Raw genomic sequence first — 23,986 nt, 5'->3', positions numbered from 1 at the left:
GCGGCGGCTTGTGACTCAGCCCTTCAGCAGCCGGTCCTCCGCCAGGCGCAGCATGTGCTCGGCGGCCAGGACGCCGTCCTGGTGGTTCATGCGCTGGAAGTGGCCGCGCAGGTGGCGCAGCGTGCGCGGGATGGCCGGCGCGAAGTGGCACTTGTGGCGGTGCACCAGCTGGTGGCCGAAAGTGCCAAGGGCCTTGAGGTTGCGCTGGAGGGCGCTGAGGTTCAGCTCCTCCAGCAGGGCCTCGTGGTTCCAGCCCAGCTCGGTCTGGAGGGGCCCCACCAGGGCCCGCCCGGCCTCCCGGGACCAGTCCCAGTAGCCGTCATAGAGGATGCTGGCCAGGTCGTAGGTGGCGGCGCCCCGGCGGGCGTCCTGGAAGTCGATCACCACCAGCCGGTCCCCGTGGACCATGAGGTTGCGCACGTGGAAGTCGCGGTGGGCGAAGAAGTGGGCCCGGGTCTCCAGGCTGGCGTGGGCCTCCTCCATCATGCGGTCCAGCCAGCGGGGCGGGTCCTTCTGGAGGAAGTCGTGGAAGAAGTTGACCCGGCAGTACTCCCACTCGAAGGCGAACTTGGCCTGGTCGAAGGCGCGGCCCATGAAGAATGCGTGGGCGGGGGCCCCCAAGGTGAGAGGGCCCGCCAGGGTGGCCAGGAGCCAGCCCGCCTGCTCGGCCCAGCGGAGCTCCTCCTCGGGATGCTCCACCAGGCGGCGCTCCAGGGAGGTATCGCCCAGGTCCTCCACCAGCAGGCATCGGTCTCCGTCGTCACACTGGAGGATGGTGGGCACCCGCAGCACGGGATCCAGGTAGGCCTGCAGGGCCCGGAACTCAAAGTAGCTGTCGTCGGGCTTGTCGGGGGTGTCGAGGGGATGCAGGACCACCAGCGCCGTGCCCAACTGGGGATGGGCCACCCGCGTGTACTGCCGCGCGCCCGCGTCCCCGGCCAGGGGATGCGGATCCGACAGGTTCCAGCGCGCCAGGGCGCGGGCGAGGCGAGGGTCCATTCCTTCAGGGTAATCCCAGAGGGTGATCGGAGCATGGCGTTCCTGGCCGGGAATCGGGGCTCAACGCCACACGATCCCTGTCGTAGACCCCCCATTCCCGGAGCCCCCATGCGCCTGCTCGCCTGCCTGCTGGCCCTCCTCCTCCCCCTGGGGGCGGAGGAGGCCGTGGATGCCCTCGTCCGCGGCCACATGGCCCATGCCCACATTCCCGGCGCGGCGGTGGCCATCCTCCGCCAGGGCCGGATCGAGAAGCTGGCCGCCTACGGCACCGCCAGCCTGGAGTCCGGGAGCCCCGTCACGCCCGACACCCCTTTCCAGATCGCCTCCAGCACCAAGCTGTTCACGGGCGTCCTGCTCATGCAGCTGGTGGAGGAGGGCAGGCTCCGCCTCGACGCGCCGATCTCCACCTACCTGGGCGACGTACCGCCCGCCTGGCGCGCCGTCACGGTGCGGCAGCTGGCCGCCCACGCCTCGGGCCTGAAGCCGGTCATGGCCATGGGCGGCCCGGTCACCCTGGAGCAGGCCGTGAAGGGCACCCTGGCCGAGCCCCTGGCCGCTGCGCCCGGTGCGGTCTCCGCCTACGGATCCGACGACTTCTCCGTGCTGGCCCTGATCCTGGAGAAGGCCGGCGGCCGCCCCTTCCAGGAACTGCTGCGGACGCGCATCTGGCAGCGCATCGGAACTACCGGCTGCGCCTTCGAGGACGCCACGGAGGTGGGCCTTACGCGCACGGCGGAGGTGATCCCCGGCCGGGCCCGCGTGTACCAGTGGCAGGGAGACCGCCAGCGCCTCCACTGGTTCCGCTACCCGCCCCACACCTATGCCGCCGGGGGCGCCTTCGTGAGCCTGCGGGACCTGGCCGCCTTCCTCCTGGCCCTGGACCAGGGCAAGCTCCTCGGTGCCGGGCGGGAGACCCTGTGGACGCCCTTCCAGCTGAACGACGGCCATCCGGCCTCCTTCGGCGCCGCCTGGGCCGTGGGCACCCTGGCGGGGCGGCCCTGGGGCGGCCACAGCGGTGGCCCCGCCCTGGCGGACGTGATCTACCACCCCCAGGAGCGGCTGGGCGTCATCGTCCTCACGAACCAGCAGCGGCTCGCCCCGGTGCTGGCCCGCGCCATCGCGGCTCGCCTGCTGGGTCCCGGCCCCCTGGCCCTGGAAGCGGCGCCGCCGGATCCGGACCCCGCACTCACCACCCGTCATGCCGCCCTGATGGCGGCCCTGGCCCAGGGCCGCGCCGAGGCCTCAGCCTTCAGCGGCGAGGCCGCGAAGAGCCTGCCCGAAGCCGCCGGGTGGTTGGATCTCCAGCTGGCGCCCTACGGCCCGGTCCAGCGGACGGTTTTCCTCGATGAGCAGCGGCGGGAGGGGCGGCGCGTCCGGACCTACCGCGCCTTCCATACCTCGGGCGTGGTGGTGGCCTGGACCTTCACGCTGGACGGCGAGGGCCGCGTCGCCGACTTCGATCTGAGAGAGGAATGACCCTCAGAGCCCCAGCCGCACCTGGTGGCCACTCTCCTCGAACCAGAGGGCGTCCTCGTCCGTGACAGCCGCTGGAGGCGCCGCACCGGGTCCCAGAACGCAGCGGGCCAGCTGCCCCGCCGGGCGGGCCGTCGGATGCAGGTAGCAGCCCGGGAGCCGCCCTTCCCGGTCGGGCGCCAGATCCGCGGCGGCCTCGATGAGGGCCCGGGGCGTCCCCACCTCCCGCCAGGGGAAGGGCTCGACCACGACGCCGTGGTGGAAGGGCAGCCGGGGCCTCAGGTCGTTCACCTCGCTGGGCCCTTCCGGCAGCAGGGCCAGGGCCTCCGGGGACCAGGCGGCGGCGCCCGTGAAGTGGTAGGGACCCCACGGGCCGGACACACCCTTCGGCAGGACGCGGCCGTCGTGGTCCATCCACACCGGATTCCAGTCTCCGCCAGGATGGGGCACCAGCAGCCAGCTGAGCGTCGCCCGGCCCTCGCGGTGCCGGGCCCGCAGCAGGTCGAAGGGCACCTCGTCGGCCCAGATGTCGGCGTTCCACACCAGCAACTCGGCCGCCACGCGCCCCAGGGCGTGGCGCAGACCCCCGGCGCTCCCCAGCAGCTCCGGCTCGTCGCAAACTTCGATCCCGTCGGCCACGGCGCGCAGGCGCTCCGCGTGCAGGTGGGCGTTGCAGGCGATCCGCGTGGCCCCGGATCGGCGCAGGGCCTCGACCCCCCACTGCAGGAGCGGCCTCCCCCGCAGGGTCCAGGCCGGCTTGGGCAGGCAGGCGCTCAGGGACCCCATGCGCGTGCCCAGGCCCGCGGCCAGGAGGAACCCATCGAGAGGCTCAGGCATCGGCGTCTTCCCTGGCGCCGGGCTCCGCCGGCAGAGGCTTCAGCAGGAACTGCCCGGGGGCCAGGCCGCGCATGGACAGCACGCGGATGCGCCAGCCCTGGAGCCGCAGCTCATCGCCCGGACGCAGCACCCGGCCCAGGCGCTCCTGGAAGAAGCCGCCCAGGCTCACGGAGCCCGCCTCGGCCTGGAGGTCCAGCCCCAGGTGGTCCACCAGCTGCTCCAGCATGACGTCGCCCTGGGCCAGCCAGGCCCCGCCCCGGGTCTTCCGCAACTGGATCGCCTCGCGGTCGAACTCGTCCTGGATCTCGCCCACCAGCTCCTCCAGCACGTCCTCCAACGTCACCAGGCCGTCCACGCCGCCGTGCTCGTTCACCACCAGGGCCAGGTGCTGCTTGCGCTGCTGGAACTCCAGCAGCAGGCCCTGGATGGGCTTCATCTCCGGCACGAAGAAGGCCGGCCGCGCCAGGGCCCGCAGGTCCACGGGCGCCGGACCGTCCTGCATGGCCCAGAGCAGCTCCTTGAGGTGCACGACGCCCACCACCCGATCCAGATCGCCTTCCACCAGCGGGATGCGGGTGTGGATGGTGGTGCGGGCCAGGGCCAGGTTGGCCTCCAGGTCCTGGTGGAGGTCGAAGGACACCACCTGCGCCCGGGGCACGGCGATCTCCTTCACGGTGCGGCGGCTGAAGTCGAAGAGGTTCTCGATGAGCTCCTTGCGATCAAGGTCCAGGCGGCCTTCCGCCTGGCTGCGCTCGAGCATGCGGCGGAACTCGGCCTCGGAGGGCACCAGGTCCTCCACGCCGGCTTCGGGATGGATGCCCACTGCCCGCAGCACCAGGTGGCTCAGGCGGATGAGGACCCAGGTCAGGGGGCGCACCAGGCGGGACCAGGCCAGCAGGGGCGCAGCGGTGCGGAGGGCCCAGGGCAGGGCGGCGCGGATGGCCAGGCTCCGGGGCACCAGCTCCGCCAGCACCACGTCCAGGGTGGTCATCACCAGCAGGGCGAGGCCGGAGCTCACGGGCGCGACCATCGCGGGCCAGGGCAGGTGGCCGAACAGGGCCCGGAAGAGGTGGCTGAACAGCTCCTCTCCCACGGCGCCGAGGGCCAGGGCGCAAAGCACGATGCCAGCCTGGATCGAGGAAAGATGGTGGCCCAGCGCGCGATGGACCTCCAGCGCGGAGGCCGCGCGGGAGTCGGCGTCCGCCAGGGCCTCCAGCTGCGTGGGGCGCACGCGCACCGCCGCGAACTCCGCCATCACGAAAAACGCGCTGAGCAGGAGGAGGGCGACGCAGACGAGGGCTGCGAGGAGGGACATCGGGATCCTCAGCCCTTGGCGAGGTCGGATCCCCGCCGCAGGTGATCCTGGACTTCCCGGAGGAGGGTATCCAGGTTCCGGAGGCGGTCCCGGTGCTCGGAAAGCTGGCCGTAGGCGGCCTGCTTCTCCCGCTCGAGCACCGCGTGGGCCTCCCGCTGTTCCACCAGCTCCTGCTTCAGCCGGGCCAGCTCCGCCTCCTTCTGGTCCATCCCGTTCATCAGCTCCAGCCGCTCACCGTCGTGCTGAACGAGGGCCTCGTCGAGCTGCTGGCGCAGCCCCGCCACCTGGGACGTGAGTCGGAGGGCCTCCTTCTCGCGCTGCTGGAGCGCCTCCTGGCTGGACTGCAGCTCCTGCTCACGCTCCTGGGCACCGGCGACGCTGGCGGCGAGCTCGGCCTCCGCCTGCTTCAGGCGGGCCTTGAGTTCCGCCTGCTCCCGCTCCTGGACCTGCATGGCGGACTTCAGCGCTGCCAGGTCCTTCTGGAGCCGGTCCGAGGTCGTCCGGGCGTCCTCGGCCTCCTGTCGGGCCGCGGCGAGGTCCCGGTCCCGGGCCGCGATTTCATCGAGGTTCAGGGTGGCGGCCCCGATGCGCTCATGGAGGTAATCCTCGGCCTCCCTGAGCTGCTGGTCCCGCACCCGCAGCTCCTCGCGGAGGGCGACGACCTGCTCCTCCAGCAGGTGGGCGCGGGTGGTGTCCGGGGGCCGCGTGGACCGGCTCTGTTTCGCGGCGGCGGGAACGGGAGGGGCCGGCGGCGGTTCGGGGCTGGGCGCCGGCACTGACTTCGGCGCCGGAGTAGGCGCGGCCATCGCGCCTCGCAGGTTGTCCAGCCAGTCGTCGCCTCCCTCCACGTCCGCCAGATCGCCCAGGGGATTGTCTGGATCCACCGCGCGGGCGGGAACCAGGGGCGAGAGGGCCGCCACCAGGGCGCTGGGGGCGATGGGCTTGCGCAGATAGACGTCCGCCCGGCCCTTGAGGCTCTGGTGCCTGCGGTACTCCTCTTCCGTGGCCTTGGCGCTGATGAGGGCGATCTTCAGCGCGGCCAGGGCCGGCTGCCTGCGAAGGGTCGAGCAGAGCGCGTAGCCCTTGTTGTCCGCCACCTCGACGCAGATGAGCGCGGCCGCAAAGCCGCCCCGCTCCAGGCGCTCCACCACGCCGTCCGGCGAGCTGGCCACCTCCAGATCGAAGGCCGCCTCCAGGCTGACCTTGTGCTCCTTGAGGAAGCTCCGGTCGCTGTCCACAAGAAGGAGGCGCAGGCCCATGGTTGATCCTTACCCTGGTTGAACCTTCGAGTTTACCCTGAACGGCCGGAGCCCCGGGTGGACCGGGGCTCCGGATCGGGTCACGGCCAGGTTCAGCGGGGCGGGATGGCCAGGGTGATCTTCTGGGCCCCGTTGGGGCTCTGGATGAAGAGCAGCAGGGTCTTGCCGCCGGCCTTCTTCACCTGGGCGTTGAACTCGGCCAGGTTGTTCACGGGCTGCCGGCCCACCTCGGTGATGACCAAGCCGGGGGCCAGGCCGCGCTCGGCCGCCGGGGAGCGGGGATCCACGGAGGTGACCACCACCCCCTTGAGCCGTCGCTTCACATCGAGGGGCTCGACCGTGAACCCGTATAGCTTCTCCAGGTTCACGCCCTTCACCTCGCCCTGGGCGCCCTGGCCGCCTTCCTCCTCGGATTCCTCGCCGGAGTCGCGACGGCGCTGCTCTTCCAAGGCCTTCCGATCCCCCAGCGTAGCCGTCAGGGTGAGGGTCTTGCCGTCACGCCAGACGTTGAGCTTCACGGTATCGCCCGCCCGGCGGCTGGAGATCGCGCTCACCAGCTCGTCCTGGCTGCGCACGGGCTGACCGTCCACCGCGGTGATGACATCCAGGCGCTGCACGCCCGCCTTGTCCGCCGCCTGGCCCTTCTCCACGGTGCTCACCACCACGCCCTCCTTGGCGCCCAGGGCGTCCTGGTAGGCCTGGTCCAGGTCCTGCGGCCCCACGCCAAGGTAGCCGCGGCTCACCGGCTTGCCGCTGCGAAGGTCCTTGATGATGCGGTTCACCTGACTGATGGGCACGGCGAAGCCGATGTTCTGGCCCGCGGGGTTGATGGCGGTGTTGATGCCGATGACCTCACCCTTGAGGTTCAGCAGGGGGCCGCCGGAGTTGCCGCGGTTGATGGCAGCGTCGGTCTGGAGGAAGGAGCTGACGCCGGTGTCGAGCTTGCGGCCCTTGGCGCTGATGATGCCCTGGGTGACGGTGTGCTCCAGGCCGAAGGGGTTGCCGATGGCCACCACCCACTCGCCGATCTTGAGGGAATCCGACTCGCCCAGCTTGGCGAAGGGCAGGTGGGCGGCGTCGATCTTGATGAGGGCGATGTCCAGTTCCTTGTCCTTGCCCAGGACCGTGGCCTTGTAGCTCTTCCCGTCGCTGATCTTCACCTCCAGGGAATTGTCCGCGGCGCCGCCCATGCTGGCGATGACGTGATAGTTGGTGAGGATCTCGCCCTGCGGGCTGATGATCACGCCAGAGCCGCCGGAGACCGCGCGCTGTTCGTCCTCGCCGCCCCTGGGGGACCGGCGCTGCTGCGGCCCGCCAGGGCCGAAGAAGAAGTCGAAGAAGTCATCGCCCCCGATCTGGGGGTGTTGGAAGCGCTGGTTCTTCACGAAACTGGTGTTGGTGATGGCCACCACGGTGGGGTTCAGCTTCTCGGCCACCTCCGCGATGGGCGGGAGGCGATCCGCTCCCCGTGCCTCCACCGTCACCGGCTTCTCCTCCTGCGCCTGGGCCTGCCAGCCGTAGCTGAGCCCCATCCCCAGGGCCATGCAACCGGCCGCGAAGGCCGACAACCCCAAGATCTGCTTCATCTGACGATTCATGGATTCCTCACTTGCCGGATCCCCGGCATGCCTTTCGATGACCGCAGTCCCATGAAGGTTCCCGCTGGCCTTTCAGGACCGCCCCGGATAATCTGAATGGTCCGACGGCGGCTGTAGCTCAGTTGGTTAGAGTACTGGATTGTGATTCCAGGTGTCGTGGGTTCGAGTCCCATCAGCCGCCCCAGATCGAAAGCCCCCCGCCAGGGGGGGTTTTTATTGGGGGAGAACCGGGCTCGAACCCACGACAGAAACAACGGCGGCCCGTCAGGCCCCAGCGAGGAGGCTCCACTGGAGCCTCCGCAGCGCTCGGGGGCCGGGGCCAGCCGTTGGCCGGGTTCGAGTCCCATCAGCCGCCCCAATTGCAAAGGCCCCGCGCGCGGGGCCTTTGCAATTGGGGAAGTCCTTGCGGGACTCGGACCCACCCCGGCCATGTGTGCATGGCCGGGGTTCAGCGTCGAGTGGGACCGCGGAGACAGCCCGGTGGGCTGTCGGGAGCGGGACCGGCAGACCGCGCAGCGGGATGCGGTTCGAGTCCGTCCGGGTGGGGCGAGGACCCCAGCAGATCGCCTGATGGGGCCCGGTCCCGGCAAGGCCTTCTGAAGCCAGACCCCGGGCCCGCCTTGCCCAGATCCACCCCCGCTGGCCGTGCCCGCCCGGAACCCCGGCTTGGAGGAGAAGGTATAAACATTTTTTTTAACCTATTGCTTACAGCTCAAGAGGCATTATTGTTAAATTCCTTCATTCTGAGTACACCATGCATGAAAACACTCCGCAGTCCCCTGATAACGAGGCGCCTGGGCCCCTTGGTTTCCTGAAGCGACCCGCCATCCGGCAGGCCTGCAAGCTGGTCCTGGACACCGGGGTGGCGGCGCTCGCCTGGGTCGTGGCCACCAGCCTGGTGCGCCAGGAGCTGCCGACCCTGTACGGCGCCGCCTCGTGGGTGGGCTTCGCCATGGGCGTGAACCTCGCCTTCCGGTACACCAGCCAGCACTTCCGCCTTCTGGGCATCGAGGAGGCCGAATCCTTCATCTTCGGCACCGTCGTCATGGTGTCCGTCCTCCTGTTGGCCTCCGCCTTCCAGGATCGCCTGGGCCTCGACCTCGATTCCCGCAACCTGCTCCTGGTGGCAGGGCTCATCACCTGTCCCATGTGGCTCGCCCTCCGGCTCGTCTTCGTGGCCGGCTACCAGCGCCTGTCTCAGCGCAGGTTCGCCACGCGGGATCGGCTGAACCCGGCCGGGAACCACGGTCAGTCCGTCCACCGGACCCTCATCGTCGGGGCGGGCCGGGCGGGCGCCCTGCTCTGCCAGGAGCTCCGCGCGAACCCCCAGCTCCAATGCGAGGTGGTCGGCTTCGTGGACGACGCCCTCGAAAAGCAGGGAGTCCGGATCCACGGCATCCCCGTCCTTGGGCACAGTCACCTCCTGCCGGTCTTCATCCAGGAGCGCCAGGCCACCCAGGTGATCCTGGCCATGCCGCGGGTGCCCGGCGCCAAGCTGAAGCAGCTGAGCGAGGTGCTCCAGATCCAGGGCGTGCGGGTGAAGACCGTCCCCGGCATCTCGAATCTCATCGGGGACCGCCCCTGGAAGCCTGAGCTGCGGGACATCGCCATCGAGGATCTGCTCCGGCGGGAGCCCGTGACCCTGGACCTGACCGCCATCAGCCAGGAGGTGGAGGGTTCCGTGGTGCTCATCACCGGCGCGGGCGGCTCCATCGGCAGCGAGCTGGCCCGGCAGGTGGCCCCCTTCCGGCCCGGGCGCCTGGTGCTCCTGGGGCGGGGGGAGAACAGCCTGTGGGAGGTGGAGCGGGAGCTGCGCAAGCAGTTCCCCGGCATGAACCTCGCCGTGGAGCTGTGCGACATCCGGAACCCCCTCAGGCTCCAGCGGGCCTTCGAGTCGTGCAACCCGGCCATCGTCTTCCACGCGGCGGCCCACAAACATGTCCCCTTCCTCGAACGGAACCCCGAAGAGGCCATCGAGAACAACATCTTCGGCACGCTCAACGTCCTGAAGGCCGCCCTCGCCGGCGACGTCCGCATCTTCGTCAACATCTCCACGGACAAGGCGGTGAATCCCACGAACGTGCTGGGTGTGTCCAAGCGGATCGCGGAATCCCTGGTCATGCAGGCGGCGGACGAGGCCCCGGCGGACCGCCGGTTCGTGAGCGTCCGCTTCGGGAACGTCCTCGGCAGCCGGGGCAGCGTGATCCCCCTCTTCCGCGACCAGATCCGGACTGGCGGCCCCCTCACGGTGACCCACCCGGACATGACGCGGTATTTCATGACCATCCCCGAAGCCAGCCAGCTGGTCCTCCAGGCGGGCGTTCTCGGAGAGACGGGGAAGGTCTTCGTCCTCAATATGGGCGAGCCGGTGAGGATCGTGGACATGGCCATGGACATGGCCCGCCTCTCCGGCCTGAACCCGGGCATCGACATCGACATCCAGTTCACCGGCATGCGGCCCGGGGAGAAGCTCTTCGAGGAGCTCTTCACGGAAGGCGAGCAGGGGAACGGGGATCCCCAGGCCAAGGTCTTCGAGGCCATGCAGCCCCCTCCCGATCCCTGGCTCCTGGATGTCTCCCTGCACAAGCTCCGGGATGCCATCCACCTGCCCGAGGGCCAGCGCCAGCGGGAGATGCTCCGCTGCTTCAAGCAGCTCGTGCCCAGCTACCAGCCTTCCTCGCAGGGCCTCGGGCGGTACGCCGAGGCCGCCTCGGGCCCCTCTCCGCCCATGCTCGAGGAAGTCCCCCTGTTCAACTGACCCTCTGGAATCCCTGCCAGATTCCGACCTGGGGGCCCTGCGCCAGGTCGGCCCAGCGGGCGGGATGGTATCGCAGCTTGGAGGGCAGGCCGGGCTCGAACCGGGCTTGGCAGATCACATCGCCTGTGTCGACACCCGCGTCCACGAGATGAACCGTCACGCCCGCGTGGTCGGGGTCGCCGTTGACGAGGGCCCAGTATCCGCCGACCTGCCCGCGGCACTTGGGCGTGATCCCGGAGTGGAGGTTCATCACGGGCACGCGGATGGCGCCGAGGGTCTCCTGTGCCGACGGCCCTTGATCCGCCCCTTGAATCCATTCAGAGCATTCCAAACATTATCGAGGGGTGCCAATCTGTCCCTTGAAGCGATCCCGAAGGGAGGCCGTGTGAATTCCGGCGGTCCATTTCCGATCCAATCCCGGTCCAACACCTCGCCTCGGCATGGTTTCACCGAGTCCCATTCCGAGAACATGCTGCGGGATTCGCTGCTCATCGCGGCGGCATTCACGGGCGCCCAAGTGGCTCTGGTCATGCAGGACGAAATCGGCGCCTGGTACCGTGATGGCAGCGGCCTCACGAGCGAACAGCTCACGGATCTCGAACCAACCCTGTCCCTGGAACCCAACCCCGAATCGAAGGCCCGCCTGCTGGAGAAGCACGGGCTTCTGGTCGCCGAAGCCCTGCCCCTGGTCGATGATCGGCACCTGGTCGTTGGAACCCTGTGGGTGCTATCACCGGAACCACTCACCCTTTCCGAGGCCCAACGGAAAGGGCTGAGATTGCTGGGTGACCACATCCGGATCATCGTGAGCATGGATCGTCAGAAGTCCGAATCCCGCACCACGCCCCGCTCACCTTCGGCCGCGTCGTTTGTGCCGGGACTCGTCCATGAACTCGGCAGCTTCATCTTCGGGATCTCGGCGAGCCTGGATGCCTTCGAGGCGAGGTTCGAAGACGTGGGCGGGATGAGCAAGTACGGAGCCAACATCCGGAGAAGCCTGGACCGGATGAGCTCCTTCATCGTGGAGCTCAGGGAATACGGGTACCCTCAGGGACTCTCCTGGACCATGCTCGCGCTCGAACCCTTGCTGCGGGAGGCCATCGAGCACAACCTTCCCCTGGCCGCGAAAAACGGCCTTGATCTTCAACTCCACATCGAAGGGTCCTTGCCGGCGGTCAATGCCGACAAGCAGGGTCTGCAGTCGGCCTTCACCCGCATGATCGGCCTCGCGCTGCAGCAGGAGGAGCCAGGCGGCCACGTGATGCTCGATGTCGCAAGCAGCCATCCGGGAGGCAGGAGCGCGGTCTCCGGACACCTGGATTTTTCAGATACCAAGATGAAAAATGTCGACATGGTCCGCCTGTTCGAGCCCTTCTACTTCCGGGTTTCTGGCATGGGTCGGCTCACGCTGCCGGGAGCCCGGCGGGTTTTCGAGGCCCACGGAGGGACCCTGACCGCAGGGCCTGGAAGCGAAGGAAGGATGAGGATCAGCTTCATGCTGCCATCGGAATTGTCCTATCCTTTGCGAGCAGCCATTCCACCTTGAGGGTTCCATGGCGAAGGCGAAGATTCTGGTCGTGGACGATGACGAAGTCATTGTCTTTGCGATTCGGGATTACCTGGAACTCCGCGGCTTCACGGTGGATGAGGCGGAGACCTGCGCTGAAGCGGAGATCAAGTACCGCGCGGACGTTTACGATGCCGTCACCCTGGATTACTCGCTGCCGGACGGGAATGCCATCGAGCTGCTTCCGAAGCTCAAGGCCATCGACGCCGGCGTCCCCATCATCCTTCTCACCGGGTATGCGAGCATCGAACTCGCCGTCCGGGCCATCCAGCTTGGAGCCGAGCAATTCCTGGTGAAGCCCCTGGATCTTCCTGCGCTTCTCGTGGTGATCGAGCGGGCGCTTGAAAACCAGAAAAACCGTCGAAAGCAGCTGGCCCGCGACTCGGCAGACCAACCCCAGCGCGCGGTAGACCCCTTCATCGGGGAGAGTCCTGCCATCCATGAGCTGGAGGGGCAGTCCCGCCTCGCGGCCGCGACCGAGAGCCCCATCCTCATTCTGGGCGAGACGGGCACAGGGAAGAGCGAACTGGCCCGATGGATCCACCGGAACAGTTCAAGGGCTTCAGAGCCGATGCTCGAGCTCAACTGTGGGGGACTCAGCAAGGACTTCCTGGAGTCAGAGCTCTTTGGGCACGAGAAGGGGGCCTTCACGGGGGCGGTCGGGGTCAAGGTCGGCCTGCTTGAAGCCGCCCACCGCGGGACCGTTTTCCTGGATGAAATCGGGGACATGGATCTACAGATCCAGCCAAAAGTTCTTAAAGCACTGGAAGAAAAACGCTTCCGTCGACTAGGCGGACTTCAGGACCGGAAGGTGGATTTCCGCTTGATCGCTGCCACCCACCAGCCGCTGGATCGGCTCGTCCAGGAGCAGCTCTTCCGCTCGGACCTCTTCTACCGCATCAGCGCCATTCAGATCCATGTGCCCCCCTTGCGCGAGCGTGCCGAGGACATCCCCGCCTTCGGCCAGATCCTCCTGAACCGGCTGACCCATGATTGCGGGCGGGAGCAGATGCGTCTCTCCCAGGGCGCGCTGATGAAGCTCAAGCATCATTCATGGCCCGGGAACATCCGCGAGCTGCGCAACGTCCTGGAAAGGGCCTTGATGGGCGCCAAGTCTTCCACGATCGAAGCGCAGGACCTGGACTTCGCCTCCAGCCCCGACGGCAAGGGATCCGTGGGGCCCACCAACTTGACCCTGAAGGAGCTGGAGCAGCACTACATCATCCAGGTCCTCAACGAGGAAGGCGGCCATGTGGATCGGGCTGCCAAGCGACTCAATATCCCCCGAAGCACCCTCTACCAAAAACTCAAGACTTACGGACCCGAACCGTCCAGATTCTAGAATTCAGATCCGAAGTTCAGACTTGGCCTTTTCCAGAGGGATCGCTCCTGCTCTGTTTTGTTGTTATTAATCCTTGCAACACGCGATTTAACAAGTTGTGATCCGGTTGGTTCGGGGTGGCACCTCCGTTGCTGTTCGTTAGCTGCGGAGGTTCTAATGCAGGTCAGAAAAATTTTCACCGCGCTTCAGGGGATGGCCATTGTCGGAATGCTGATTCTGACGGCGGCCTGCTCCGGAGGTGGCGGCAGTAATGGTTCAGGAAATGCAGGCACGACTGCCCCGGCGGATGCCGTGACTGTCGCCCTGGTCGGTGTCCCAGCCGATGTCAATGTCAGCGACACCGTGCCCGTCACGGCCCAGGTCCAGGGCGCCACCAACATGGCCGTGACCTGGACGGTAGACGGCGTCCCGAACGGCAATAGCGAGGTAGGCACGATCTCCGGCAGTGGAAACGCCGTCACGTACACGGCCCCCACGACGGAAGGCAGCTACGTGCTGGCGGCCACCAGCGTCATGGACACCACCAAGTCCGCCAAGACCCAGGTGCATGTCCGCAAAGCCACCAATTCCGCCACCGTGACGCTGAGCCCTGCCGGCGCGACCATCAGCACCGGTGCCACCCAGGCCTACTACGCGGCGGTGTCTGGCTCCGAAAGCCAGACGATCACCTGGTTCGTGGATAACGTCTCCAACGGCAACGCCACGGTTGGCGCCCTCACGCCCAACGGCGACGGGGCCCACATGCTCTACACGGCCCCGGCAGCCGGTGGCACGCACACGATCAAGGCCGTGGCGACCAACGCATCCAACGCCAGCGTGAGCGGGTCCACCACCGTCACGGTGCAGGGAACCCTCGCCCCTTCGGTGCCGCCCGCCATCACGACTCAGCCCCTGAGCATTGCCGTGAACGCGGGCCAGACGGCCACCTTTAGCGTGGTCGCCACGGGCACCGCCACCCTGAGCTATCAGTGGAGCAAGAACGGGACCGCGATCAGCGGCGCCACCTCCGCCAGCTACACCACGCCGGCCACCAGCACGGCGGACAGCGGCGCAGCGTTCACCGTGGTGGTGACCAATGCCGCGGGCAGCGTGACCTCCAGCGCGGCGACCCTCACGGTGAACGCCGTGAATGGCGTCCAGACGGGATGGGCCGGGTTCGGCTATGCCACCACCGGAGGCGCTGGGCAGCAGGTGGTCCACGTCACAAACCTCAACGACTCGGGGCCCGGAAGCTTCCGCGCCGCGGCAGGTTCAAACCGGACCATCGTGTTTGACGTGGCGGGGACCCTTCCCGTATCGAGTCCCATCAACTTCAGCTCCTGCTCCAATGTCACCGTCGACGGGACTTCAGCACCAGCTCCAGGCATTACCTTCACTGGTTACCAGATGGTGTTCTCCAGCTGCAACAATATTATCGTCAAGGGGATACGGAATCGGTGTGGTATTGCCGGAAGCAATGGCGAGGGCATCCAGTTCCAGCCCGACAACTACAACGTGGTGATCGATCACTGCTCCTTCTCGAACTACGGGGATGAAGGGATCGACATCTGGCACGGGAACCATGACTTCACGATCCAGAACTGCATCATCGGAGCGGGGATGCCTGGGAGTCCCAACTACCCTTGCTTGATCGGTGGTGGGAACTACAACATCACCTTCTACCACAACCTTATTTCGAATGGTTACTACCGCATTCCGGCTATTGGTTGGGATGACGCCAACGGAACCGCCGCTCCTGGTATCTGCGCTGAGGTCATCAACAATGTCGGATGGAAATACTCATCCAACTACGGCATTGAAATCTACTGGGGCGCGAAGGCCAACGTGCTTGGGAACTACATGTATAACGCGGTCAACCCAGGCAATACAGCCGCCGTGCACGTTGACACGAGTAGTGGCGCTCCGGCCCAGTGCTATTCGAATGGAAACTTCTCCAAGGACGGATCCAGCATCGGCAACAATATGTCCTCTCCATTCTCGGTGCCCTCCGCGGCCCGGATCACGGCGACCAGCGCCCTGGATGGAGCCAACTACGTGAAGGCCAATGCCGGATGTCGCGTGGGTGGACTCGATGCTTATGATCAGGCCCTCATCAACGACTTGAGTTTCTAGGCACGTCGGGAATCAGCCTCCTTGGTCATCGCGGTGCAGTCGTTCCGCCAGGTGACCAAGGAGCTGCTGCGTACGGACAGACGTTCCATTGTTGCGGATCGCGGCGGGCGCGGGCGCCACGGCCTTCCACCTGCCGCACCGCATGGAACAGCAGGGCCCCAGGTCCGCCCTGGGCCCGGTCAGCGCGGCTGTCCGTTCCCCGACAAGGTGTTGCGAGAGACGCCCTCCACGGACGAATCGGAGGAGTTGATCCCCCGGCCCAGGTTGCCCGTCACGGTGTTTCCGCTGATGGTGTTCCCTTTGCAAAGGTATTGGAGGATGCCGTCTCCGGCATTGCCCGTGATGGCGTTCCCCGTCACGGTGCAGTGGTCCGCCCCGTTCCGCAGGAGGATGCCAAGGCCGTTCTTCGCCACCCGATTGTTGGTGATCCGCAGGCCGCCACAATTGGAGACCTCGATGCCGGCGCGTGGGGAGGGGCTGAGCGTGTGCGCCCCATTGCCCGTGCTGGTATTGCCATCCACCACGACGTGAGAGATCCAGGCACGGCCCGTGTGTGCCTGGGGCACGCCGATCTCGAGGCCGTATCCGGCGTTGTCCGCGAACGTGCAACCCGTGATGAGGACGTCGTCCACCGTATCGCCGGCATTGGGCTCGATGTCCAGGCCGTCCTCCGGAAGGGTGCCCGCGGTGTTCTTGAAGGTGGAGTCCCGGACCACGATGCCCTTCCCGCTGGTGATCGACATCCCCTGACGCCGGTTGTGGTCCGCGATCACGCCGCAGAAAGTCACCTCACGGCTGGAGGACACATAAAAACCGTCTCCCCAGCACTCCTTGGCGGTGACTCCCGCCACCACCACCTGCCGGGCCTGCGCGAGGGACAGCCCGTGGCCCCACTCACCTCCCTGGCCGGTGTGACCCGCCCGCTCACCCAGGAGCGTGCCGCCGGTGATGGTCACCCGTTCCGCCCTGGAGACCAGGAGGATGGCGGAATGCGCCGAACCATTCGGGATGGCCTTCAGGATGGCCCCGGGCGCAAGGGCCAGCGTCATGTCGCTCCTCAGGCGCACCGACACGAGCGCGTTGACAAGGTAGGTCCCCCTCGGGATGCTCACGGTCCCACCCGTGCCGGCCACCACGTCCACGGCCCGTTGGATGGCCTGGGTATCGTCGGTGATCCCGTCGCCTCGGGCCCCACCCCGACCATCCCGGACGTTGATGACCTGGGCGGATCTCGGTGCGGGCACACACCCTTGGCCGGGCGAGCCCGCGGTTCGTCGACCGGGTCCGCCCGCCATGCCGCTGCCGGCACCTAGAAGTCCAGCCAGCAGCACTCGGAGCAGGGGGGAAAGAACGTTCATCGCATGCACGGCGGCGACCTGTGGCGTGTCTGTGCGCATGGTAGCTCCGCCCCGGGGACCCATCAAGCCAGGTTGTTGGTCTCGATTGCCTTATTTATCTATGCATGAAGCCAGAATAATCCGATACTGAAACTGCATTCTATGGGGATTTTATGAGGGACGCATTCCTGCCCTTCAGCCCGCCTTCCATCGGGAACGAGGAGCGCGACGAGGTGATGGACACCCTGAGATCCGACTGGATCACCACGGGTCCGAAGACCAAGGCGTTCGAAACCAAGCTGAAGGACTACTTCGGCGCCCCGGCCGTGGTGGGCTTCAATTCCTGCACGGCGGGCCTTCATGTGGGCCTGTTGGCCCTGGGCATCGGGCCCGGCGACGAAGTGCTCGTCCCCTCCATGACCTTCTGCGCCACGGCGAACGTGGTCGAACATGTCGGGGCGAAGCCGATTCTCGTGGACGTGTCTCCGGACACCCTCAACCTGGACCCGGAAGCCGCGGCCCGGGCCATCACGCCCAGGACGAAGGCCATCCTCCCGGTCCATTACGCCGGGCACCCGGCGGATCTGGACGCCATCTTCGCGCTGGCCGAGCGCCATGGCCTCCAGGTCCTGGAGGACGCCGCCCACGCCATCTCCGCCCGCTACCGGGGCCGCCTGGTCGGCTCCCGGTCCAACCTCGCGGCGTTCAGTTTCTACGCCACCAAGAACATCACCACCTCGGAGGGCGGCTGCCTGACGGGGGATGCGGCGCTGGTCGAGAAGGCGCACGTCTACGGCCATCACGGGATGAACCGCGACGCCTGGAAGCGCTTCGACCGGAGCGGCTCCTGGTACTACGAGGTCGTCCTGCCGGGGTTCAAGTACAACATGACGGATATCCAGGCGGCGCTCGGCCTCCACCAGCTGGACCGGCTGCAGGGGTTCCAGCGGCGGCGGCGGGAGGTGGTGGCCGCCTACGGGAATCGGCTTGGGCGGCTCCCCTGCCTGGAGCTCCCCATTGAGCGCCCGGAGGTGGAGTCGAGCTGGCACCTCTATGTGCTCCGCCTGCGGCCGGATCAAGTCAGGATCGACCGGAACGCCCTCATCGAAGGGCTCAAGGCACGCAACATCGGGACTTCGGTGCACTACCTCCCGGTGCACATGCACCCGTATTACCGGGAGAAATACGGCTACCGGACCGAGGATTGCCCCGTGGCCGCGGACGCCTTCAGCCGGATGCTGAGTCTCCCCCTGCATCCGGGGATGACCGATAGGGATGTCTCGGACGTCTGCGAGGCCCTGGAAGACCTCCTCGGTTCGAACCAGGCCTAGGGCCTGTCTTCAAAGCGGGGTGTGGCCGCGCGAGGGGCGCCGCCCAAGCGAGACAAGGAAAGCGACGATGGCAATAGCGGCACTATTGACGAGGAGCTTGACGCAGTATCGCGCCGGGCGCCGCCCCTCGCCGGTTCCGCCCTCTGCCCGGCGGAACGCCGGGCAGGAGCAGGCCCCGCCTGGGGCCTGCGATAGGGAGAGGGGGACGGGCCCAGCCGCGCGCCCAGGTGCGTTGGTGGCCTTGAACGATGTCCCGCATCGCCCTGCGGCCGCCGCCTTCCTGGATCACGCGGCTGGACCCGTCGCGGCTCGCATCCACTTTGAAGACAGGCCCTGACCATGACGCGGCTCTTCGATTTCCTGGGCGCGATCCTCGGGCTGGTCCTGCTGTCTCCCGGACTGGTCCTCCTGGCGGTCCTTATCAGGCTCGTGGATGGGGGCCCGGTCTTCTACCGGCAGGTGCGGGTGGGCCGTGGGGGGCGCCCTTTCCGGATCTGGAAATTCCGGACGATGGTCGTGGACGCGGATCGCATCGGGCGCCCCCTCACCGTGAGCGGAGACCCCCGGGTGACGCGGACGGGCGCGTGGCTGCGGCGCTGGAAACTCGACGAGCTCCCGCAGCTGATCAACGTGGTCACCGGCGAGATGGGGTTCGTGGGCCCCCGGCCCGAAGTCCCGCGGTTCGTGGCACTCTACACCGAAGCCCAGCGGCGGGTGCTGGACCTCCGACCCGGCATCACCGACCTGGCCTCGATCGCCTACCGGAACGAAAGCGATCTGCTGGAGGGCCACGAGGATCCGGAATCCCACTACATCGGGACGATCCTTCCCGACAAGATCCGGATCAACCTCGACTATGCCGCGAAAGCGGGCCTCTGGCGCAACCTCAAGGTGATCCTGGCCACCCTGGGCCTCCTCGCGCCCGAGCGGGTCTGAAACCGGTACGCCTCCAACTACTCCGGAACATCCCCTCAGGTCATGGGCCAGTGGGGGATCGCCGTCCCCCGCTCCCGGGCTTCCATCAGGGCGGACAGGTGCATGACCCCGATGGGGATTGGCGCCTGCCTGGCATACCCGGCCGGGGTTCGGCGGAAGAGGGTGGTGGTGTAGACATCGTTCAACACGAAGGTCATCGAGATCTCACCGATGACCCAGCCCTTCGATCCCCGCATGAAATCGTAGGCCATGGAAGTGAAACCATGCCGGTTGCTGATTTCCAGGGCGAGATCGCAGGCCTCCGCGGGCAGATCCTCGGGCTCGACCATCTCCCACAAGCCGCTTCCACTGGCCCGGAAATCGTCAGGGCGGTTCCTCCGGACGAAGACCGACAGGAGGTCGGTGCCCAGGGTTGTGATGCGCCAGTCCGAATCAGCCTTGATGAATTCCTGGGCGTAGATGTACCTGGGACAGGCGTCCTGGTACCGGAGTTTCCTCGCCAGCAGGAGGTCCCCTTTCTCCAGGCGCGGCAGGTAGTGGAATTTCGCCATCACCTTTTCCATGAGGCTCTGCGGCCGGAAGATGCCCTTCAGCAGCTTCAGGGCCGCGGCACGATCCCCTAGGCGGACCACACCGCTCGCCGAGGCGCCCATGTGCGTCTTGGCGATCAGGGGGTAGGCCGCACCGTCCAAGTACGTCCGCGCTTCATCTTCGCTGAAGCTGATGAAGGTCTCCGGTACCGGATGGCCGTGGGCCTTCAGGAACAGCGTCTCCCGGATCTTGTCGTCGTAGAGCCAGAGCATGAGGGAATTGGGGAAACAGGGAATTCCCATCGCCTCGATGAGCGGGATCTTGGTCCGGATCTCCGCCATTTCGCTTGGGTCGCCCATCGTCGGGCGCCACACGAAGAGATCGACGCCTCTCACCGCCTCCATCCAGGCGTGGCCATCCACCGGCACACCACGCGTCTCCAAACCAAGTGCGGCGCAGGCCTTTTCGAACTCCCCCCGCCAATCCGCCGGGGTCCGGCACATCCGATCACTCAATCCGACGATCATGGCTCGTCCTCCATGGCAGTGGATGTCTGGAGTGAAGTCTGGAGCCTCCGGTGAGCGCCGTAGGCACCCGCCACCAGCCCCGCGATGAAGTAGAAATGCCAATGGAAGGCGATGTTCGCGGTGGTGCAGGCGGTGATGACGCAGGGAAGGGCCAGGGCGAAAGGCAGGCCCCCCTCCATCGCGCGGACGCGCCAGGCCTGGCTGAGGAGCAGGCCGCAAATGATCAGGAACGGGATGAGGCCGAAAAGTCCCATTTCCACCGCGAACATGGCCATCTGATTGTGGGCCACGATGCCGGCATCGGAGTCCCCGGTCCTGGACCGATGCCCGAGCTCCACCCGGTAATTCTCGGGGCCCAAGCCATACAGCGGAGAGCGGAGGAACTGCTCGATGAGCACCGGCGCCATCCGGGCGCGGTCCTCGCCGCTGATGTCGGCATTCACCACATGTTCGGATCGCTTCTCGATGATCGACTTGGCCAGACCTCCGCCCACGACCAGGCCCATGAAGATCATCGACACCAGAACCGCGGGCAGAGACCATCGCGCACGCCGTGTTTCGATGGCCACCACCGTCACGACTCCGATGGCAGCGAAGATGGCAGCCGTGCGGGAGCCCGTCAGGAGGAGACCCAGGATCATGATGATTCCCGCCCCGAGGAACAGCAGCCGCGCCACCCACCCATAGCCCGTGCGGGGCTGGATCACCCGGGCGATGGCGATGACGAAGCCCGTCGCGTAGATGACGCCAAGCACATTCGGGTTCAGCTCAAAGGCGGAAACGCGCTGCTCCCCGAGCGCTTCAACGATCGGGGCGCCGATCCCGATGCCCATCAGATGAAGGGTTCCCGCCAGGGTGCAACCCAGAACGAAGACGTCGCAGGCCCGCTTCCTCAGCTGGTCATCCCTCATGACGGCAGCCAGGATCCAGGCCCAGAGCATGGGCCGAATCATGTTGCGGGTCGAATCGGTCATCTGGGCCGGGAGGGTCGAAAGCAGTGAACCGTAGACGTACCGGATGCCGAACAGGACCCCCAACCAGACGAGGACGGGTGAAAAGCCCCGCTTGAGCACCCTCGGCGAGAGCAGGAGACAGACCCAGAAGAACAGCTGGGTCACGCTCATCATCGAGTACTGACGGTTCGTCATCGGAACGAATACGTTCGTGAAGGGAACGAGGGCGATGGTAGCCATCGTTCCCCAGGTCACGAAGGCCCAGGTCCCGCGCAACTCATAGTTCTGACCATCCCCATCCTGGAGCAGCTCCGTGGCCCAGGATCGGGTCGGGCCCGGTTCCGGGAGCCCGGTCGCGCGGCGTTCCGTCATCCTCGGCCCTCCTCCGGCGGAATCGTCCGATCAATCAGGTTATCGAGGGAGGTCCGAAGGGCGCCCCGATGGCTTTCGCAACTGACCAGGTTGTAGATCCTGAGCAGATCAGCCGGGGTCAAATGGCGGAACAGCCATTCGCGACGGTTCAACCGCTGGAGCCACCTTCCAAACCCGAAAAGCCGCGTCAGAAACCCAGCGCGACGCTGATCGCAGAAGGCGTTCCACACCTGGCTGTACCGTTCGGGATCCTCCAGCACGTCTGATTGAACCCGCAACCTCTCCAGGAGCGCCTGGGCCTCCCGTTCGGAGGACCGCCGGATGCCACCCCCACCAGCGAGCTGCTCGATCGGATGCAACGCCACCTTCGCGGGTTGTCCATCGTGGAAGGTGATGACCAACCCCAACCCCTGGCCGCCCAGCGGACCATGATCGGCGTAATCGAAGATGAAGTTCCCTTGCCCATAGAGGATCGTTCCACCTTGATAGGCCTCCATGGAGCCGACGCAGTGGGAGTGCTGGCAGACCACGACATCGGCCCCCTGCTCCACCAGGAACCGGCAGGTCTCCCTCAACCACGGTGCGGGGTACTGGAAGCCTTCGGTTCCTCCATGCAGGAGGATCACCAACCGATCGAACCGACCCCGATGCTCGGCCAGGGTGCGGACCACCCAGATCGGGTCGGCGGGATTCGCCCCCGGACGCGAGCTCGTCGCCAGGCAGCGCTCATCTTCCGCGATGGCGAGGAAGGCGATGCGCACGCCTTTCCGCGTGACGATGAGGGGCTTGCGGGCTTCCGATAATGTCGCGCCGGCTCCGAAGGTGCCGAGATCCGCCGAGGCACAGGCGCTCAGGGTGTCCTTCAGGCCGTCCTGCCCGAAGTCCATGATGTGGTTGTTTGCGAGACCCACAGCGCCGAACCCGCTCCGATGCAGGGTCTCCGCCGCCCCGGGAAGCGCCCGGAGGTTGGGCCCGGATTTCGGGACCGGCCGGCGGCTCTCCTCGGCGAGCGGGCACTCCAGGTTCGCCACGGCGAAGTCGCACCCCCGGATGAGATCGAGCACATCCCCGAAGATGAGATCGGATTCACCCCTGCCAAAGGGACCGGACATGCGCCCGATCGGGCAGATATCCCCACCAACGAAGACCCGTACGCCCCCTTCAGCCATGGCTCGCGACTCCTTTGCACCGCTTGCCCAGCAGCCACCAGACGGACACCGAGACGCAGGTGAAGGCCACCAGGGAGACCCCCAGGGATGAAGCCGCGATTCCCGGAGCTCCCATCCGCTGCATGAACACCCAGTCGAGGACCGCGTTCAGGATCGCCTGCAGGACTGCGATCGCGGCCAGGATCTGGTTGGCGCGCATGGCATTGAGGGCCCGCACCAGCAAGGTCGCGGTGATCGGGATCGGCAGGCGCAGCAGATAGAACATCTGGATCTGGGATACGAGCCCGGTATCTTGGGCCGAGAACCGACCCCGCTCGTAGAGGATGGTGGTGATGAGCGTGGACCCTGCCGCGAGCAGGCAGGCCAAGAGGATGCTCAAGGCCCCCACGATGAGAAGGTACTTCCAGAGGGTCCGGCGGAATTCCAGCCAGTTCTCCTCGCTGGCGAACTGCGAGAACCGCGGCAGCACGGCGGTGCCCAGGGCCGCCATGCCCAGGCCGGCGAAGGCCGTGGGGATCTTCATCCCATAGCTCAGCGCGCTGTTGCTCCCGGGGCCGAGCATCGAAGCCATGCCCTGGTCCACCAGCGACATGGAGGTGATCAGGAAGGCCCCGCTGATGGTGGCCCCATACTGCGCGAGGACAGCCTGGACATGCCCAGTCATCCCGTGCCAGTGGGGCAGGAGGGAGTGCCCCCTTCGAAAAAGGGTGATGCCGATCACCCCCGCTTCCAGGGCGGCTCCGAGAAGGGTTCCGGCCAACAGGGCGCCAATGCCCCAGACCTTGTAGGCCACCGCCAGGGCGACCAGGATCGCGAGCGGATTCAGCGCCGGGGCCATGGCCACGACGCCGAATTTCTCGTGCGCGTTGAGGATCGCCCCCCAGGTCGTGGACAACCCTGTCGCCACCACCATGGGCATGGACCAGTAGACCAGCCGCTGAGCCAAGGCCAGCTTCTCGGGCGAGTACCCCGAGGCGATGATGGGCAGCCACCGGGGCGAGGTCAGGGCCACCACCAGGGAGAGGACTGTCAGCAGCGCGAGATTGAGCAGCAGCACCGTGGCATAGAGCCGCCCCGCCGAGGCGGGTCCCTCCTTGGTGCGGACATCGATGTAGGTGGGGATCAGGGCCGCATTCAGGGAATTGGAGATGAGGCTGACGGCCACCGAGGGCGCCAGAGTGGCGATCACGAAGGCGTCAAGGGCGTTGGAAGTGCCGAAGGCGGCCGCGACCACCGATTCCTTCACGACGGACACCACCTTGACGCCCACCGCGAAGAACCCGACGGTCAGCACGGCCCGCAGCACGCCCCGGTTGGCCGCGGCCAGGGGAAGGCGGGCCCAGACTCGTCGCAATGCGACCACCACCATGTAGGAATCCACCTCTAGATTGGGCGTCTCAGGGATCTCAGGTTCTGATTCGACAGGGTGACGAACCCCGTCGAATGCTCAGTCAGCCGACCAGTTCCACTGGTTTTCGTCATGGTTCCATGTTCTCGTTTCCTGTCAAGGCATCAGCATGTTAATAACATTTTACAATTTCATTGTTTACATGTTTTTCCCCAAAAACAC

The 23,986-nt window shown here is 66.7% G+C and carries 18 protein-coding genes and 1 tRNA gene; 8 read left to right on the top strand and 11 right to left on the bottom strand.

The annotated features are described in order from the left end of the window. Positions 1-15: 15 nt before the first annotated feature. Complete coding sequence (locus MLG87_RS11930) at positions 16-999, bottom strand: phosphotransferase (protein WP_243295394.1); 984 nt, start codon at positions 997-999, stop codon at positions 16-18. Between the two features lie 108 nt (positions 1,000-1,107). Here MLG87_RS11930 and MLG87_RS11925 point away from each other — a divergent pair, with 108 nt between their 5' ends. Beyond that, the gene (locus MLG87_RS11925; protein WP_243295393.1) at positions 1,108-2,475 is read left to right on the top strand and encodes a serine hydrolase domain-containing protein; all 1,368 of its coding nucleotides are present in this window, start codon (positions 1,108-1,110) and stop codon (positions 2,473-2,475) included. Between the two features lie 3 nt (positions 2,476-2,478). Here the strand turns inward: MLG87_RS11925 and MLG87_RS11920 are convergent, their stop codons facing one another. From MLG87_RS11920 to MLG87_RS11905, 4 genes are all read right to left on the bottom strand, one after another. Next, positions 2,479-3,309, bottom strand: a complete 831-nt coding sequence (locus MLG87_RS11920; RefSeq protein ID WP_243295392.1) for an NTP transferase domain-containing protein — start codon at positions 3,307-3,309, stop codon at positions 2,479-2,481. Beyond that, positions 3,302-4,624: a hemolysin family protein gene (locus MLG87_RS11915; RefSeq protein ID WP_243295391.1), complete on the bottom strand. Its 1,323-nt coding sequence runs from the start codon at positions 4,622-4,624 to the stop codon at positions 3,302-3,304. Before MLG87_RS11915 ends, MLG87_RS11920 begins: the two co-directional genes overlap by 8 nt. Before the next feature lie 8 nt (positions 4,625-4,632). Further along, complete coding sequence (locus MLG87_RS11910; RefSeq protein ID WP_243295390.1) at positions 4,633-5,883, bottom strand: response regulator; 1,251 nt, start codon at positions 5,881-5,883, stop codon at positions 4,633-4,635. Positions 5,884-5,975: 92 nt separating this feature from the next. Continuing rightward, positions 5,976-7,481: a Do family serine endopeptidase gene (locus tag MLG87_RS11905; RefSeq protein WP_243295389.1), complete on the bottom strand. Its 1,506-nt coding sequence runs from the start codon at positions 7,479-7,481 to the stop codon at positions 5,976-5,978. A 107-nt stretch (positions 7,482-7,588) separates the two neighbouring features. On the opposite strand from MLG87_RS11905, the gene MLG87_RS11900 reads away from it, so the two are divergent. Then, positions 7,589-7,665, top strand: a tRNA-His gene (locus MLG87_RS11900). 570 nt (positions 7,666-8,235) lie between these two features. After that, positions 8,236-10,239, top strand: coding sequence for a nucleoside-diphosphate sugar epimerase/dehydratase (locus tag MLG87_RS11895; protein WP_243295388.1), 2,004 nt, complete (start codon positions 8,236-8,238; stop codon positions 10,237-10,239). On the opposite strand, the gene MLG87_RS11890 is transcribed toward MLG87_RS11895, so the two are convergent. Continuing rightward, positions 10,232-10,570, bottom strand: a complete 339-nt coding sequence (locus MLG87_RS11890; RefSeq protein WP_279341247.1) for a formyltransferase family protein — start codon at positions 10,568-10,570, stop codon at positions 10,232-10,234. The genes MLG87_RS11895 and MLG87_RS11890 overlap by 8 nt on opposite strands. Before the next feature lie 138 nt (positions 10,571-10,708). Between MLG87_RS11890 and MLG87_RS11885 the strand changes: the two genes are divergently transcribed. The 3 genes from MLG87_RS11885 (at position 10,709) to MLG87_RS11875 (ending at position 15,260) form a co-directional block, all read left to right on the top strand. Continuing rightward, the gene (locus MLG87_RS11885; RefSeq protein ID WP_243295386.1) at positions 10,709-11,785 is read left to right on the top strand and encodes a sensor histidine kinase; all 1,077 of its coding nucleotides are present in this window, start codon (positions 10,709-10,711) and stop codon (positions 11,783-11,785) included. A gap of 7 nt (positions 11,786-11,792) precedes the next feature. Next, positions 11,793-13,148 carry a sigma-54-dependent transcriptional regulator gene (locus MLG87_RS11880; RefSeq protein WP_243295385.1) on the top strand — a complete coding sequence of 452 codons (1,356 nt, stop codon included), beginning with the start codon at positions 11,793-11,795 and terminating at the stop codon, positions 13,146-13,148. A 156-nt stretch (positions 13,149-13,304) separates the two neighbouring features. Beyond that, entirely contained in the window at positions 13,305-15,260 is a 1,956-nt protein-coding gene (locus tag MLG87_RS11875) for a hypothetical protein (RefSeq protein ID WP_243295384.1), read from the top strand. A gap of 179 nt (positions 15,261-15,439) precedes the next feature. On the opposite strand, the gene MLG87_RS11870 is transcribed toward MLG87_RS11875, so the two are convergent. Continuing rightward, complete coding sequence (locus MLG87_RS11870) at positions 15,440-16,504, bottom strand: right-handed parallel beta-helix repeat-containing protein (RefSeq protein WP_243295383.1); 1,065 nt, start codon at positions 16,502-16,504, stop codon at positions 15,440-15,442. A 266-nt stretch (positions 16,505-16,770) separates the two neighbouring features. On the opposite strand from MLG87_RS11870, the gene MLG87_RS11865 reads away from it, so the two are divergent. Together MLG87_RS11865 and MLG87_RS11860 are read left to right on the top strand one after the other, a co-directional pair. Then, positions 16,771-17,928, top strand: a complete 1,158-nt coding sequence (locus MLG87_RS11865) for a DegT/DnrJ/EryC1/StrS family aminotransferase (RefSeq protein WP_243295382.1) — start codon at positions 16,771-16,773, stop codon at positions 17,926-17,928. A gap of 339 nt (positions 17,929-18,267) precedes the next feature. After that, on the top strand, positions 18,268-18,864 hold the full coding sequence (locus MLG87_RS11860; RefSeq protein ID WP_243295381.1) for a sugar transferase: 597 nt from the start codon (positions 18,268-18,270) through the stop codon (positions 18,862-18,864). A 35-nt stretch (positions 18,865-18,899) separates the two neighbouring features. Here MLG87_RS11860 and MLG87_RS11855 read toward each other — a convergent pair whose 3' ends face one another. From MLG87_RS11855 to murJ, 4 genes are all read right to left on the bottom strand, one after another. Continuing rightward, positions 18,900-19,790, bottom strand: a complete 891-nt coding sequence (locus MLG87_RS11855) for an ATP-grasp domain-containing protein (RefSeq protein WP_243295380.1) — start codon at positions 19,788-19,790, stop codon at positions 18,900-18,902. A 128-nt stretch (positions 19,791-19,918) separates the two neighbouring features. Beyond that, complete coding sequence (locus tag MLG87_RS11850) at positions 19,919-21,247, bottom strand: O-antigen ligase family protein (RefSeq protein WP_243295379.1); 1,329 nt, start codon at positions 21,245-21,247, stop codon at positions 19,919-19,921. After that, a complete protein-coding gene (locus MLG87_RS11845; RefSeq protein WP_279341246.1) occupies positions 21,244-22,416 on the bottom strand; it encodes a CapA family protein in 1,173 nt (390 codons plus the stop codon). Before MLG87_RS11845 ends, MLG87_RS11850 begins: the two co-directional genes overlap by 4 nt. Then, positions 22,409-23,785: a murein biosynthesis integral membrane protein MurJ gene (murJ, locus tag MLG87_RS11840; protein ID WP_243295377.1), complete on the bottom strand. Its 1,377-nt coding sequence runs from the start codon at positions 23,783-23,785 to the stop codon at positions 22,409-22,411. Before murJ ends, MLG87_RS11845 begins: the two co-directional genes overlap by 8 nt. Positions 23,786-23,986: the final 201 nt, after the last annotated feature.

The organism is Geothrix mesophila (assembly GCF_022808835.1).
Taxonomy (GTDB): Bacteria; Acidobacteriota; Holophagae; order Holophagales; family Holophagaceae; genus Geothrix; species Geothrix paludis.
The sequence above is the reverse complement of the archived record's forward strand: the minus strand, read 5'-3'. Positions and strand labels throughout refer to the sequence as shown.